This window comes from Pedobacter humicola, from assembly GCF_056490705.1.
On record NZ_JBWJIG010000003.1, the window covers coordinates 1 to 15,415 of the forward strand.

Genomic DNA, 15,415 nt, shown 5'->3' on the forward strand with positions numbered 1-15,415 from the left:
ACTAAAGGCAAGGAAAAATTTCTTTTTCATCACAATACGAAAGATGCATAAAAACCGATTTCTCATATCAATATCGTTAATTTACGATTATTTAACATAACCAAAGTGTTTAAAATCAAACAATTTGCACACTTTTATGTATACCTTAGGATAGTAAACGCCAGCAGTTAAAATGCGGCCCAAAAAAAGAGTCTTCCCATATTAATTAAATAAGCGAAACAGGAATCAAAAAATAAATGGCTACAGAAAAAGAGTTAAATGCCGACCCGAATGAACTGAAACCTGTTGGACGGCTTGCGGCCTGGTTTATTTCCCTTTACGAGGTTTTTAGGTTCATCGGGAGATTTTTCAGGGAGGCCTTTCTCCCACCCTATGAGCTTAAAGAACTGGTGCGGCAATGTTACGAAATCGGTTATCGCTCTGCTTTACTGATTTCTACAACCGGCTTTATTACCGGGCTGGTATTTACCAAACAGTCGCGGCCATCGCTTTCCGAATTCGGTGCAACTTCATGGCTTCCATCATTGGTGGGGATCGCCCTGCTCAGAACACTTGCCCCCCTGCTTACCGGACTTATTGCCGCGGGGAAAGTGGGTTCGAGCATAGGTGCCGAACTGGGTTCGATGAAGGTAAGCGAACAGATTGATGCGATGGAGGTTTCGGCAACCAACCCCTTTAAATTTCTGGTGAGTACCCGTGTTTTGGCGGCTACGATCACCATGCCCATTCTTACCTTCTACACCGCTATGGTGGGGATGTTGGGTGCACTGCTCAATGTGTCGGTAAATGAAGGTACGAGCGCGACTACGTTTTTCCAAAGTTCACTAGAAAGCATCACGTATTTAGATATTATTGCTTCTACAGTTAAAGCGATACTGTTTGGTTTCACCATTGCCATAGTTGGTTGTTACCAAGGCTACCATTCTTCTAAGGGTACAGAAGGTGTGGGTAAAGCGGCCAATTCTTCTGTGGTTATCGCCATGTTCCTCATTTTTGTGGAGGAAGTAGTATGTGTACAGATATTTAGTTTGTTTAATACTTAAAGCCCGCCAGTGATGAAAGAAAAACCATTTACAGATCAACAAGCGGAAAAAGTGATTGAAATCAAAGGGCTGAACAAATCCTTTGGAAACTATAGCGTACTTGAAAATGCATCGCTTGATTTATATAAAGGCGAAAACCTGGTGGTTTTGGGTAAATCCGGAACAGGTAAGTCCGTATTGATCAAAATTATCATCGGCCTCCTTAAACCCGATTCGGGACTGGTAAGCGTGCTGAACCAGGTGGTGGATGAAATTTCCTATGCCGAACTTCTTGCACTCCGCTTAAGGGTTGGTTTTTCGTTCCAGAACAGTGCGCTATACGATAGTATGACCGTTAGAGAAAACCTCGAGTTTCCTCTGGTGCGTAACCGGAAGGATCTGAGCAAACAGGAAGTAAAAGATTCGGTTGAAGAAATGCTGGATGCTGTGGGCCTGTCGCAAACCATTAACCAAATGCCCTCCGAACTTTCGGGCGGACAACGAAAACGCATCGGTATCGCAAGAACCTTAATTTTAAGACCGGAGATTATGCTGTATGATGAGCCTACCGCCGGATTGGATCCCATTACCTCCCGCGAAATCAACAAACTCATCAATGATGTGCAGGAACGTTACCACACGAGTGCCATTGTTATTACCCACGATTTAACCTGCGCCAAGGAAGTAGGCAACAGGGTAGCCATGCTTATTGAACGGAGTTTTGAGAGACAAGGCTCTTTCGACCAGGTGTTCAATTCGGGCGATCAACAGGCACAACCCTTTTTCGATTACAACTTTATACAATAACCATGAACGAAAACAGAAAAAAAATAACAGTAGGTATTTTCATCGCCATAGGTATCCTGATTTTTGTATTGGGGATATTTACCCTGGGCAGCCAGAAGAAAACTTTTGTAAAGAGTTTTACCCTTAGCGTGGTATTTAACGACATTCAAGGACTGAAAAAAGGAAATAATGTATGGTTTTCGGGGGTAAAGATCGGTACGATCAAGAAAATAGAATTTTTTGGCACTTCCCAGGTAAAGGTATACCTGAGTATAGAGGAAGATGTGCACAAATATATCCATAAAGATGCAGGCGCGAGCATTGGTGCAGACGGACTGATCGGAAACAAAATTGTGGTACTAACGGGTGGCAATCCGAAATTCCCTTTTGTAGAAGATGGCGATCAGCTGAAAGTGAATACTTCGCTTTCTACGGATGACATCATGAAAACCTTGCAGGTAAACAATAAAAACCTGGTAGATGTGACCGGCGACTTTAAGATACTGGCCAGAAATCTGATTGATGGAAAAGGTGCCGCCGGTGCCCTGTTATCTGATCAGGAGCTGGCTACGAATTTTAAATCGATGGTGGCAAACCTGAACCGTACCTCCATTGCCACAGCGCAAAGTGCCGAGCTCCTTGGCCGCTTTGGAAAAACGCTGAATACAAAAGACGGCCTCATGGATAAAATGCTAACCGATACAGCAATATTTAAAAAGCTGGAACGCTCTGCTGCCACTTTACAAAAATCTGTAGAGTCGGCTTCAAGTTTAGCGGCCAACCTGGATGCCGCATCGGCAAAACTAAAAACTTCAGACAATGCCGCCGGATTGTTGTTAAACGATCAGAAAACAGCCGAACAGGTAAAGGCAATTATGTTGAATCTGGAAAAAAGCAGTAAAAAACTGGATGAAGACCTGGAAGCCGTACAGAGCAATTTTCTGCTCCGTGGTTTTTTCAAGAAAAGGGCTAAAGATTCGTTAAAAAGACAGCAGCAATAATTACTAATTGCGGTCTGCCGTCTGTCATCATTTGTAGGATTGTTTCGCAGTAGAAGACTACCCTGATTAGTGGAATTAAGGGTTGAAGAAAATGTTGCTTTTTTCTTTATCAGACTCGATTTAGGTAAAGCTTTCATTACCCATTCTCCTCTTAGTTGATAGCCGATTACGCTACCTGTTTACCGGTGATCCCCGTTAATTCCTTGTTTAATTGTGGCTATAATTTAAATTAATATCGCAACCATTACTTCAAGTTTAACAGGGGCTTGGCACGCCTTTTATCAGGATTGAATTGTCAAAATATCGAAAGCAAGCCCGTTCCAACCTCTTCCAATTGCATTTCAACTCATGGAAAAATACAATAAATTATACTGTTTATTTACTAAGGTTTAATGGCTCTCATTGCAAAAACCCAGGCAAAAAAAACAACAACTTAACAAACAGACAATAAGCGCCTAACCTTAAGGAAACACTGAATGCTTAATTTAGAAATACGTTTGTTTGCCAGAACCACAGATGGGTAACAACGAAGTTTTAAATAAAACAGCAACCTATGAAACAGCAGGCCAGAACGATCCCGGGAAGACTTGTGGATTTTGATTATAACAGGTACAGGCTACCTGCATTTGTGATGCAATTTAAACCTTCCATCTACCAGGATGGCGATTGCTACTATGCCGTACTGTCATTCGAAGAGGAACACGATGTTTCAGGCCTCGGAACTTCACCCGAGGATGCGCTTATTGACTGGAATGATAAAGTATGTGAAATGCTTTCCCTATCCGATCCATTAAAGGAATCGCTAAAAGCCAAAAATAAATAAGCTGGCCTAAAAGCAAACCGTATCTGTCTTCACCTAAACCTATCCCAATGAACCACCATATCGCTACCGGACTGGTATTTTATCAGGACCACTATCATGAGCCGAATTTTCTCGGTAACTGTTATTTTGAGATCAAAAGGCCTGCCGATTGCTCCATTACCCAGCTCCACCACTTTTATATGTTATTAAGAAAAGGAAACAAGGTTTCGCCTGTTGACCTGCCACTCAAGATTTTCAGTGCCGCATTTCTCGCGTTCTGTTACAATGGCAAAAGACTGGTGGGCATTTCAGCCATCAAAAGGCCCAGCCTGGCCTATCTGGAAGATGTACATCAAAAAGCCGGAATTGACGTTGGCATCGATCAACCTTTTATGGAAATCGGTTATTCTTTCACCCGCGAATCTGTCCGCAGAAGGGGGATCAGCAGTACCTTGAAACGGATGTTACTTAAAAAAATCAGCGATCACCAGGGCATCCTGTTTTCCACTACGGCCACCCCCAGCAGTCAGCGTTTTCTGATGTCTAATGGTTTTAGGCCAAAAGGAAATCCTTATCAGGGCAAATTTGATCAAAATATTATCTATTTTGAGCGGGATATGCCATAAATAATCAGCCCAAATGGGCTCAACAGCAGGAAGGATATCGGGCCCGGCACAATATGACTTGAAACAAATAAGCCACAACATCCGTTGCAGCTTATTTTGCCTAACCAAAACCTAATAGATATAACCAATCTATGTTACAAACCTAAAAACTAAACATGAATAAAAAATGAAGTTCAGATCCAGACCAGATCTGTGTGAATATACTGATGGCAAGGATTTAATAGCGTTGTAGAGGAAGGAATCGAACCTTCGGCATGCTACCGGCCAGCGCTCTACATGATCATTTCTTTTTGACCGCCGCAAAAGTAATCAGTCAGCTTGCATTTAAAAGTGTAAAGCAAAAGCTTAACAGTTTAATAACATAACACTACGCCTTCGCCTTTTCTAACGTGTTTAACTTAAACAAACGGTAAATGGCATACATTCCAGGTATCATCGGCAATATAGCCGTCCACATGCCGGGAAAATAATACCTTCCGGTTGTCCCAAGGTAATAGTTACGCATATTAACAATCATTTTTCCATGGATAGAAGCAGTAAGTGGTTCCAAGGTTCTGGCATCCAGTTGTGGCTTGATTAGCGGAAAGATAAAATGTGTAAACTCAGCTACACCTGGGCCTATAAAAATAAACCAGGCAACAAAACCAGCAATAGGGACTTTATAATACAGGCCGAGGGCTGTAAGGGTGTAAATTGTGGGGCCAACCAATGCAAAAACCATCAAAAAACTTTTTTCACTCCAAGGAATGCCAAAGAGCCTGCTCATGGCAGGAGCAAAACCCGTAAGGTATTCTTCTATAATGTGGATCTGCAGACCAGCAACAGTTAACAGAAAAAGCGGCAAAATAATTTTTGGGTCTACCGGGTTTTTAAGATAAGTAATATACCAGCATACCAGGCCAATTAAAGCAGACCCGCCTACAATAATAACAGGCGGCAATCCGATAGCTAAATAACCCGTTATCGGTGCAACCAAGGTAAACACCATTGCAATAACCAGGCTCAGCTTTTGCGGGATAGAGAATTTTGTTTTCATAACCTTTACATTAGTATATCAAACTTAGCCTATCTATGTCAACGAAAATTTATCAAATGATAAAAACTATATTCCGGCCCTGATCCTGCTTAAAGAAACCTGAGTGATGCCGAGATAACTCGCCAGATCGCCGAGACTGATCCGCTGTACGAGATCCGGGTTCTCCTTTAAAAAATTCTCGTAACGCGCCGTGGCTTGCTCTTCTAATATTTCACCAATCCTCGACATCATGTTAACCGAAGCCATAGAAACCAGTTTTCTAAAAAAAGTTTCCATCGCATGAAAACGCGCACAAAGTTTATCCATTTCTGTTCGCGATATACGCGTAACCACTGTATTTTCTAAAGCCTCTACCTTATAAGCTGAGGGCTTCTGAGTAAGGTAACTATCGAGAACAGTAAACATCGTGCCTTCAGCAAAGAAACGCATGATAAAAGTCCTTTCCTTACTTTCAAAACAAGTTTTTACTAGTCCGCTGTTAATAAAGTATACATATCTACATAAATTTCCCTGCGCTAATACGGTTTCTCCTTTTTTAAATTGGACGGTTTCTAATTGTTTAGACAATATGGTGGCGGCATCATTTTCTAACGCACAAAGATTGTTCACAAAGCCAATAAAATCTTGACTGGATTCATATTGTTCTATCTTCATATTAACCTGTTTAACCTGCAACGCATCTTTTTGCGTTTGGGATTAACCTATGAGATAAACTACAGATAATTTGGCCTGAATGTTTTAATTAATAAATTAAGCTCTTCACTACCAATAAGGTTAGGGTCGTCAAATTGTCTTTTTAAAACATTAACAGACACTTTAACCGTTCCGTTAGTGGTGCGGATGATACAGATTTCCTGATCGGCAGTAGAGGATACATAATGACCGATTTCGGATTCAATTTCAGATAAACGGATGAGCAGTTCGTAATAGATGTAGAGCGGAAAATTCACATCGCAAAGTTAACACAATAAAAAGCAAAGATTCGATTATTAAGCCACCGTTAAGCTTATCTGAACAACAGGTTTGTTACGCCTGATGAAGAATAGTGCTCTATGTTACCTCATGTCGTTCTTCCTTAGGGGTATAAAACCTGCTGATCAGACTTGGTAAGGCAATCAATAAAAGTGGTAATGCCACTATAAAACCACCAATAACCGCAATGGCCAGTGGCTGGTGCAGCTGTGCTCCAGCGCCTATACCCAAAGCCAAAGGCAGTAAGGCAATGATTGCCCCTAAAGCCGTCATGAGTTTCGGCCTCAACCTGGTCGAGATGGCAAAAGTGATGGCATCTTCTACATTTTTTTCGATCAGCGATTCTTTAAACTGCAAAAAGGTAAATACAGCGTTCTCTCCGATGATACCCACAATCATGATTAAACCGGTATAACTGCCCACATTTAAAGGTGTACCGATAAGTAACAGGGCAAGATAACTTCCTGAAATGCCCAATACTGAAATCAAAAGAATTAAAAAGGCAATTTTAAAGTCCCTGAAAAGGAAAAGAATGACACTGAATACCAATAAACTGGAAGCAATTAAAATGGTTAACAGCTCAGAAAAAGACTGCTGCTGTTCTTTATACGCCCCACCATATTCGATATGGTAGCCTGATGGCAGGTTTACTTTTGAACCTACCACCGACTGGATATCTTTCATCACACTTCCAAGATCCCGGTTATCGAGCCTTGCCGTGATGGCACCTATGGTTTGCAGGTTTTCGCGTTCCACTTCCGCGTTGCCCGATTGAAGATCAACTTTGGCCAGGCTCTGAATGGGCACTGCTGCTCCGTTAGGGAGAAAGATTTTAAGTGCTGAAATATCTGATACGCCAAAAGTCCGGCTTCCCGGATACACCATCCGGATGGGCGAAAGTTGTTGTTTATCACACAGATCGCCAATAACGTTGCCCTGCATGGCGGTTTGCACTTGTGCCTGAAAAGAAAGCGGGGTAATGCCGTATTGGGCGAGCATCGAGAAGTTAGGCTGAATATTAACCGTTGGACCCGAGAGGATAATCCCATCGAATACATCGGCGGTTCCATTTACTTTTGAAACCAGACCGGCAACCTGTTTCGACAATTGTTGTAGTTTCTGCTGGTCGTTACCAAAAATCTTCACTTCAATGGGCTGTGTTGAGCTCATTAAATCGCCCAGCATATCGCCGATCACCTGGCCAAAATCGACAACCAGTGCGGGCTGCGTGTGTTCAATATGTGCCCTGATCTCCGAAATTACCTCATCAGTACTGTTTTTACGGTTTGGCTTCAGCTGGATCAGATAATCTCCGGTATTGGGTTCGGTGATAAAAAAGCCCATCTGTGTGCCCGTTCTCCTCGAATAGGCCTGTACATCAGGAATTTTAACGATTTCTTTTTCTACTTCTTTCAGCATCCTGTCGGTTTCCTCCAGCGAGGTGCCCGGAGGGGATGCATAATCGAGTACAATACTGCCTTCATCCATTTCGGGTAAAAATCCGGTTTGAAGTCTTGGAAATACCAAAACAATTGATGCGATCAGTACGAGGATAAACATATAGGAAATATATGGCCGTTTGATAAAAAAACGTACCCAGTTCTGTGCTTTAACCTCATGTACAGCAACGTCTCTCCCAGAGGCATTGCTATGCGCGTTTTTGGTTAGCAACAGGTAGATTACGGGCAGTCCGATCCAGGTGACAAAAAATGAACATACCAGCGTAATGATCATGGTATTGGTCATCACCTGAAAATAGGATCCGGCCACCCCTGTCATGAGCACAAAGGGAACAAAAATAACGATGGTACTAATGGATGAGCCGAGCATGGCTGGAAAAAGGTAAGTGATGGCCTTGCTGATTAGGGGGGCTGTCGGTGCGTTAGGATGCTCTTCGTGTGTACGGTGAATCTGCTCTACCACCACAATCGCATCATCTATGATGAGTCCGATGGCTGCTGCAATGGCACCAAGCGTCATGATATTCAAGGAGTAACCAATAAAGTAAAGCACAATCACGGTAAGACAAAGGGTTACCGGAATGGTAATGAGTATGGTGGCGCTGGCCTTTAAAGAGCGTAAAAAAATAATGGCTACAATAATGGCCAGGGCCAGTCCGATCCATAAACTGTCGCGCACACTTTTAACCGATTCGTTCACAAAATCAGCCTGTACATAATAGGGTTTAATGCTTACCCCTGCCGGAAGAATATTTTTAAGCTGCTCAACCTTAGCGGCCATTTCGGCAGAAAGGTCAACCAGGTTTGCATTGGGCTGTTTAATTACCGCGATCAGTATCCCGTCTTTTCCATTGGCATTGATGCGGGTATATTCTACGCTCTGCTGGATATTTACTTTTGCCACGTCTACTATCCGTACCGAACGGTTCCCCTTTCGGGCAAGTACCAGTTCTTCCAGGTCGTTCCTGGTTTTTACCGTGGCATCTGTTACCGAGAGGTAAAGGAAATTATTATCGGACAGATAACCGTTGGATTTGATAAAATTGGTTTGCGAAAGGGCTGCAGAAATCTGGTCTGGAGAAATGCCCAGCGACTGCATTTTCTGCACATCAAGCTCCAGCCAATATTCTTTTGTTTTGCCACCTATCACACGGATTTCGGAAACGCCGTCAACCTGTGATAGAAAAGGTTTTACCGTGTAAGTTGCTATTTTTTTGAGTTCGGCTGGCGAATAATTGTGACTTTCCAAGCTATATCCACTCACAGGGAGTATAGAAGGGTTCATTTTTTCGACCGAGATATTTACCCCTACAGGAAGCGCCGCTGAAATCTTCGCAATCTGCGATTCGATGCGTTGCTGGCTCAGATCGATATCAGCACCAGGGTTCATAAAAGCAGAAAGTTCACAACTCCCCCGGCTCGTGGTGCTCCGTACCAGCTGCAGATCAGGCACCTGTTTTACCGCGTTTTCCAGCGGACGGGTAACGGTAACCACCATTTTATCAACCGGCTGAAGTTCTGCATCGGCAATGATTTTGATCTTTGGAAAGGTAATCTCCGGAAAAAGGCCAGTTTTAAGCTGCTGAAAAGAGTAAATGCCGCCAATGAGGATGATAACCAGTACCGCCAGAATGGGATTTTTGTGGGAAATAAAGAATCTGTTCATGGCTATTTCTGTATGTTAACCCTGGCGGTATCGGCAATGCCATAATTTCCGGTTTTGATGATGCGGTCGGTTTTTGTAAATCTGGGCTCCAATACCTCAATTAACGAGTTGCTTTCGATCCCCTTTTTCACATTTACTTTTACCGCCGTCGAATCATTGATCATTTTCATTACCCAAAATTCATCTTCAGTCTCATTTGATAATACCGCCGATTTAGGCAATACCTGTGCCTTTGCATGGCTCAGTTTGCTTAATCTTACTTTGGCAATAAGCCCCTGTGGAATATCTTTGCTGGTGGGTATCTTGATGATATAACGTTGGGTTTGGGCAAGCGAATCAACCGAGGGCATGATTCCTGAAACTGATCCTGCCAGTTTAGTTCCATCGGGTAAAAGCACATCAATGGTTTTATTCTGGCTAATAATTTTGTTGAGTTCGTAAGGCAGATCAAGTAAAAACACCAAACTGTTGCGGTTACTGATGGTGGCCAGGGCTTCTCCATCCTGCACATAATCGCCATTCTGGTGGTTCACCTGAACAATGGTGCCGGCCTGACCCGAACGGATATTGGAAACGCCCGAAAACTTAAAACCGGGGTCGAGTTTGTTTACCGTATTGCCAATAGAACGGGCTTCTTTGGTAATCAGCGTAAAAAGCAAGGTTCCAGTGCCTACTTGTTGGCCTGTTTTAGCACCCGTTCGCTCCACATAACCATTGATATTGGCCTTTACAAAACTTTTTTCGAGATAAGCCGATACAGCAGAAAGTTCTACATATTCGGAAAGCGAACTGTCTTTAGGGCTGGTTACCTGTACAGGCGTAACCGGAGCCGGCGCATCGGTTTCTGCTACCGGATCTGCGCTGTAGCATGCTGAGAGGCAGGATATTAGTGCGATAACACCGAAGGTTAATTTGAAATATTTTTGCATGATTATCTGTTCCAGTAATTAAATTGGTTGATCAGTTTCAGTCGGTTGATATTGGTCTGCCGCAATAAATTTTGGGCAGAAAGGTAATTGTTGATGGCGATGATAAAATCAGACACCTTTAAATCGCCGGTATGGAGCAATTTACTATCCACATCGATCAATCCTTTGCTAAAACGGATCTGCACGTTAATCTGACCAAAAAGGGCATCGGTCTGCGCAAGCTGTTGTCGAATCAGGTTAATCTGCTGCATCTGCTGTCGGGTGAAAAAATCACGGTAACTCACAACGGTATTTGTCGAAAGCGCCAGTTTATCGTACTGCATCTTCCGTTGATGGCCATCGTATATCGGAATCGAAAAGGTAAAACCTACACTGGCACCAAAATTTTTATAGGGCTGGAACACCAGCGAGGAGCTGTAACCCCCATTGGCATAAACACCCAGTTTTGGTTGATAGTTCAGATCGATTCCGTTCTTGAGGTTGATATTTTTCAGGCTGTCCAATTCGAAACGTTTGATAAAGAAACTTTTGTCGCCTGCAAAGGCCTGGCTTTCCAGTTTGGGCTCTGCAAGGCTGGCCTGAATGGTATCGGCTATGCCCGCCAGATAATTAAGCGTTGCATAATCATTTTTAAACTGTATTTCAGCCTGTTTTAAGCTAAGTTGCTGTTGCTGAAGCGTAACCAGAAAGGCGAGGTATTCTGATTGTTTATAGATATTGCTGCGTGTAAGCGTTTTTAATAGTTTCTCTTCACGATCCAAAAGCGTGACTACTTCACGGTTAAAATCAACCTGTTGCTGACTGGCAAAAGCGGTAATGTATTGGTCAATAATCGACCGGTTCAGGTTGAATAATGAAAGCTGGCTGGCATACTTAACCGAGTCGCTCTGAATTTTGATGCCTTCGAGCTGGTTATTGATCCTTTTTTTATTTAACAGATCATAATTTACATTCAGCAGGGCTTCCAGCGCCTGTCCGTTGGTAATTACTTCATCATAACCATAACCCCGTATAATTGGCGCATATAAACCATTACCCGTGCCTGTTATTTGCGGTTTTGTACTTGCACGGGCAATCAGACTATCAATCCCGGCCGTTTTACGCTGGTTTTCAAAATCCTTAAGCACCGGACTAAAAGACTTCGCCTGCGCGAGATAGTAATCCAGGTTTTTTACCGGCCCTTGTGCCTTAACCAGAGTTACTGAAACAATCAGTAAAACGGTCGCGAGCTGTTTATAGATGAGGTTCATTTTATTGTTTTAATCTTTTCAGATTTGAATTTCAATAGTTGTACAACTAAATTAAGACCTAATTATGAAGGAATTCTGTAGTTAGGTTTTTGGGAAGTTGTATTTGAAGAAATAAGTGGATTTTTTGCTTAGGTTGAAACCCTTAATAGCTCAATCCTTATACTAGACACAGTGTGTTGGATGACTTGTGCTTTTCGAAATACAGCTAAAATAAGTTTTACTTAGTAGAATCTTATTTTAAGTACAGGTTAGGCCATGGCAAAGGCAATAAGCGCTCAAACTTGCGCTTAGTGAGAGCTGTATTTGAGAAATAAGTGCATTAACATAAAACGCGGATATCATAATATAAAAAGTACAGGCAATATTATAAAACCAGAACGCATTAAAATAAAACAGGAATGCATTAAAATAAAACACGAATGCATAAAAATAAAACCAGAAGGCATTAAAATAGAATCAGAACGCGATAATATAAAACCAGAACGCATTAAAATAAAACAAGAATGCATCAAAATAAAACACGAATGCATAAAAATAAAACCAGAAGGCATTAAAATAAAACCAGAAGGCATTAAAATAGAATCGGAACGCGATAATATACCACCCGCTGTCCTTTTTTATCGTTTTAAAGCAATTAGAACCTTCCCGAAAGCATCAATCCGGTGCTGCCGGGCTGGTGGAAAGGCATCAATGTAAAATTGCCTTCTTTCTTTGCGGTGAACAGGCTTTTCATGTAGGGGTAAATCAGGTAGGCGATCTTTGTAGAGGCAATCCCAAAACCGGCACCGGCCACTACATCACTAAACCAATGTTTGTTGTTATACATCCTGAGTGTTCCGGTGGCTGTGGCTACAAAATATCCCGCATAGCCGATCCATGGATTTACATCTTTATATTCCTGGTGCAGAAATTCTGCCGCCATAAAAGCCGAGGCCGTATGCCCGGATGGAAAAGAATTGGTACCTGATGCATCAGGCCGCATCCTGCCTACCCCCTGTTTTACAAAATGGGTAGAAACGCCCATAATGGCTGCAGAGGTTACATATAACATGGAGGCATCAAACAGATTGTGTTTACCCTTAATACCCGAAAGATTTAATGCATACACCGCAGCAGCGGGTGCCAGCTGTAAATAATCGTCGACATGGGCGGCGAATAACGGATGATCTTCCTGCAATTCGGCCTTGGTACTCACATCAAGCTGTTTCAGTGCCCCATGATCGTAAACCGCCGCAAAACCATAACCGATCAATACCGCAGGTGCAATAAAGGTAAGTGGCCTGAATTTCATTTTGGGCACCGGGTTTCCCGCGTACCATCTCCCTGCTGTATCAGCCCGAAGATTTGCCGTAGAATCGATTACCTGTGCCGAACAGATTGTTATCGAATTGATAAAAAGCAGGATAAAAAGGGATATTCGGCGCATGATCTAATTTTTAACGGTATTCCCGTTTGCATCAAACAATAGATCTTTACCTTTTACCTCAGCTTCATACCATATTGTGCCATCGGCTTTTGTAATTTTTGCGGCTTCGGCAATCTTCTTCCCTTTTAGCCTGGCAAGTACCGCTGCAGGCAGTTCTGAAGATTTAATCGAACTTTCTGTTTCGAGTAAAGCACCGCCTGGCGTATATACTTCAGAAGTCTCCTTTCCGTTAAGGGAAAAACCAGCCTCATAATTGGCCTGCTCCATTTCCCATGTTACCTTCACAGCCGGATGCGCTTTTTGAAACGCAGCTTTAACGGGAGCGGGTACTTTGGCTCCATTAATTTTCTGGGCTTGAGACGAGATCGCCAATCCGCCCATCAGCAATAAAATTCCTAATAACCTTTTCATAGTTTTATTTTTAATCAAAACTATCAGTCAATTATGTAGGAATTCTGTAGTTATCAGCCTTAGCCTAAATTAATTGAAAAAAAATGCAGGTTTTCAACAGGACTGTATTCGATATCAAACCCATAGAGGTTACAGATCTGTTTACTGATGGCCAATCCCAGTCCCATGCCTTCAGATGCTGTCGATTTTGAAAAGCGGTCGAACATCCTGTTTTGGATATGTACTGTTTTTCCGGTGTTGGAAATGGTCAGTTTTTCCGGGGTTAATGTTATCAGTATCCTCCCCCCGTTTATATTGTGCCTTACCGCATTACTGAAAAGATTGTTTAACAGGATATCGGCCAGATAACGGCTCATGGTAACTTTCCGCGCCGATAATTTCAGCTCTACATGTAAACCATCGCGTTCAAAAAGTTCCTGAAACTGACGGACTTTTGCTTCGATCATTTCTTTTAAATCTATTTCCTCGGTATCCGAAATCAGGTTATTTTCGATCTTGGCCAACAGTAAAAGCGACTGGTGCAAGCGCGATAGCCTGCCCGTGGCCTGATAGATATCTTCCAGTAAGGCGCCCTGCTGTTCGGTAAAAGACTCTGTTTGCAGGAGCGAATCCAGTTTAGAATTGATCACGGCCAATGGCGTCATCATTTCGTGCGAGGCGTTATCGGTAAAACTTTTCAGTTCTTTATAATCCTGTTTCACCTTCTCGGCCATCGCATTTACCGATTTATTGAGTTCGTTAAATTCATCAATCCGCGTGGGTTCTTCCCTGATGTTATCCATACGGGTTACCTCAAAGGCCTTCATCCGGTTTAGTACGGCATAAAAGGGTTTCCAAAGCCTGTTCAGTACAAAACGGTTGATCAGCAACAGCGAAAAGAGCAATAACATGGTGATGCCCAGGGTGATCAGCAGGATGATCCGCACCAGGTCTTCTGATTCGACACGCGATTTGGTGATGGTCACAATTACCGTTTTGCCATTCAGGTTAACCGTAGTAATGAGACTTCTTCCAGGCTCCTGTTCCTGCTCTTTGGGGTTAAAGTATGTGGTGTAGCTAAATTCGCGTACATCGGTAGTATCGCCCTTAGGCATACGGTAAGCAACCTGCTGATCGAGATAGGTTGCAGGCAATGGAAGTTTATTATAGGTATGGGTGTATTGCCTGATCTCATTTTCTTCAACAGCAAGGTCTTTATCAAGCTTGTTCGTTAAAATGAGGTGGATTACCAGGTAATAGATGATCCCGGTGATAATCAACACGATAATGGAGGTGATGATATTTACCCTATTGTAACGGCTGGAGAGTTTCATTGGCTGCTGAATTTATAGCCGATACCATAAACAGAGCGCAGATAGTCTTTTGCACCAGCCTCGCTAAGTTTCTTTTTTAAGTTTTTAACGTGGGTGTAAATGAAATCAAAATCATCCGACAGGTCCATTTCATCACCCCAGAGATGTTCGGCCATGGCATTTTTGGTAACCACTTTGTTTTTATTGGAAAGGAAATATACCAACAGGTCGAACTCTTTTTTGGTCAGTACAACAGGCTGCTCGTTTACGACGGTTTTCATCGCGGCCACATCCACCTTAATCTCGTTAAAAGTAATCAGGTTGTTGCCGTCGAAGTTCTTTCGTCTTACAATGGCACTTACCCTGGCCTTTAGCTCCGAAAGATGGAATGGTTTTACCAGGTAATCATCGGCGCCGAGATCCAGGCCAGCCAAACGGTCATCTAGCGAGTGCCGTGCCGAAATGATCAGCACCCCATCTTTCTTATTAGTATTTTTCAGCTGGGTTAATAGCTCCAGCCCTTCTCCATCCGGCAGGCCAAGGTCCAGCAAAATGCAATCGTAATGATACAGGGCTATTTTTTCGGATGCCGAAGCAAAGTTGGTGGCAAGTTCACAGATATTGCCCTCACCCGTAAAATAGGCAAGAATACTCTCATAGAGTGCCTGTTCATCTTCAACGACCAAAATTTTCATGGTGTAAATTATTAAATTATGCCCGGATTTAAAAGTAAAGC

At 42.7% G+C, this 15,415-nt stretch carries 15 protein-coding genes; 5 read left to right on the plus strand and 10 right to left on the minus strand.

The window, feature by feature from the left end:
- The first annotated feature begins 236 nt into the window (after positions 1 to 236).
- The 5 genes from AC04Q1_RS06185 (at position 237) to AC04Q1_RS06205 (ending at position 4,237) form a co-directional block, all read left to right on the plus strand.
- Positions 237 to 1,043, plus strand: coding sequence for an MlaE family ABC transporter permease (locus AC04Q1_RS06185; RefSeq protein WP_478362845.1), 807 nt, complete (start codon positions 237 to 239; stop codon positions 1,041 to 1,043).
- Positions 1,044 to 1,055: 12 nt separating this feature from the next.
- Positions 1,056 to 1,829 carry an ABC transporter ATP-binding protein gene (locus AC04Q1_RS06190; RefSeq protein WP_478362847.1) on the plus strand — a complete coding sequence of 258 codons (774 nt, stop codon included), beginning with the start codon at positions 1,056 to 1,058 and terminating at the stop codon, positions 1,827 to 1,829.
- Positions 1,830 to 1,831: 2 nt separating this feature from the next.
- On the plus strand, positions 1,832 to 2,809 hold the full coding sequence (locus AC04Q1_RS06195) for an MlaD family protein (protein WP_478362850.1): 978 nt from the start codon (positions 1,832 to 1,834) through the stop codon (positions 2,807 to 2,809).
- Positions 2,810 to 3,362: 553 nt separating this feature from the next.
- Positions 3,363 to 3,632, plus strand: a complete 270-nt coding sequence (locus AC04Q1_RS06200; protein WP_478362852.1) for a hypothetical protein — start codon at positions 3,363 to 3,365, stop codon at positions 3,630 to 3,632.
- Between the two features lie 47 nt (positions 3,633 to 3,679).
- Positions 3,680 to 4,237: a hypothetical protein gene (locus AC04Q1_RS06205; protein ID WP_478362855.1), complete on the plus strand. Its 558-nt coding sequence runs from the start codon at positions 3,680 to 3,682 to the stop codon at positions 4,235 to 4,237.
- A 367-nt stretch (positions 4,238 to 4,604) separates the two neighbouring features.
- Here AC04Q1_RS06205 and AC04Q1_RS06210 read toward each other — a convergent pair whose 3' ends face one another.
- The 10 genes from AC04Q1_RS06210 to AC04Q1_RS06255 all read right to left on the minus strand — a co-directional run bounded on the left by AC04Q1_RS06210 (position 4,605) and on the right by AC04Q1_RS06255 (position 15,374).
- Positions 4,605 to 5,273, minus strand: coding sequence for a hypothetical protein (locus tag AC04Q1_RS06210; RefSeq protein WP_478362857.1), 669 nt, complete (start codon positions 5,271 to 5,273; stop codon positions 4,605 to 4,607).
- 66 nt (positions 5,274 to 5,339) lie between these two features.
- On the minus strand, positions 5,340 to 5,927 hold the full coding sequence (locus AC04Q1_RS06215; protein ID WP_478362858.1) for a Crp/Fnr family transcriptional regulator: 588 nt from the start codon (positions 5,925 to 5,927) through the stop codon (positions 5,340 to 5,342).
- Positions 5,928 to 5,986: 59 nt separating this feature from the next.
- Positions 5,987 to 6,223 carry a hypothetical protein gene (locus AC04Q1_RS06220; protein ID WP_478362860.1) on the minus strand — a complete coding sequence of 79 codons (237 nt, stop codon included), beginning with the start codon at positions 6,221 to 6,223 and terminating at the stop codon, positions 5,987 to 5,989.
- 100 nt (positions 6,224 to 6,323) lie between these two features.
- On the minus strand, positions 6,324 to 9,371 hold the full coding sequence (locus AC04Q1_RS06225; RefSeq protein WP_478362862.1) for an efflux RND transporter permease subunit: 3,048 nt from the start codon (positions 9,369 to 9,371) through the stop codon (positions 6,324 to 6,326).
- Between the two features lie 2 nt (positions 9,372 to 9,373).
- The gene (locus tag AC04Q1_RS06230; protein ID WP_478362865.1) at positions 9,374 to 10,300 is read right to left on the minus strand and encodes a hypothetical protein; all 927 of its coding nucleotides are present in this window, start codon (positions 10,298 to 10,300) and stop codon (positions 9,374 to 9,376) included.
- A 2-nt stretch (positions 10,301 to 10,302) separates the two neighbouring features.
- Positions 10,303 to 11,550: a TolC family protein gene (locus AC04Q1_RS06235; RefSeq protein WP_478362867.1), complete on the minus strand. Its 1,248-nt coding sequence runs from the start codon at positions 11,548 to 11,550 to the stop codon at positions 10,303 to 10,305.
- A gap of 634 nt (positions 11,551 to 12,184) precedes the next feature.
- Positions 12,185 to 12,976: a phosphatase PAP2 family protein gene (locus AC04Q1_RS06240; protein ID WP_478362869.1), complete on the minus strand. Its 792-nt coding sequence runs from the start codon at positions 12,974 to 12,976 to the stop codon at positions 12,185 to 12,187.
- Between the two features lie 3 nt (positions 12,977 to 12,979).
- A complete protein-coding gene (locus AC04Q1_RS06245) occupies positions 12,980 to 13,387 on the minus strand; it encodes a hypothetical protein (protein WP_478362871.1) in 408 nt (135 codons plus the stop codon).
- 59 nt (positions 13,388 to 13,446) lie between these two features.
- Entirely contained in the window at positions 13,447 to 14,700 is a 1,254-nt protein-coding gene (locus AC04Q1_RS06250; protein ID WP_478362873.1) for a sensor histidine kinase, read from the minus strand.
- Positions 14,697 to 15,374 (minus strand): response regulator transcription factor, encoded by a 678-nt coding sequence (locus AC04Q1_RS06255; protein ID WP_478362875.1) that lies wholly within the window; start codon positions 15,372 to 15,374, stop codon positions 14,697 to 14,699. The genes AC04Q1_RS06250 and AC04Q1_RS06255 overlap by 4 nt, the downstream gene beginning before the upstream one ends.
- Positions 15,375 to 15,415 lie beyond the last annotated feature (41 nt).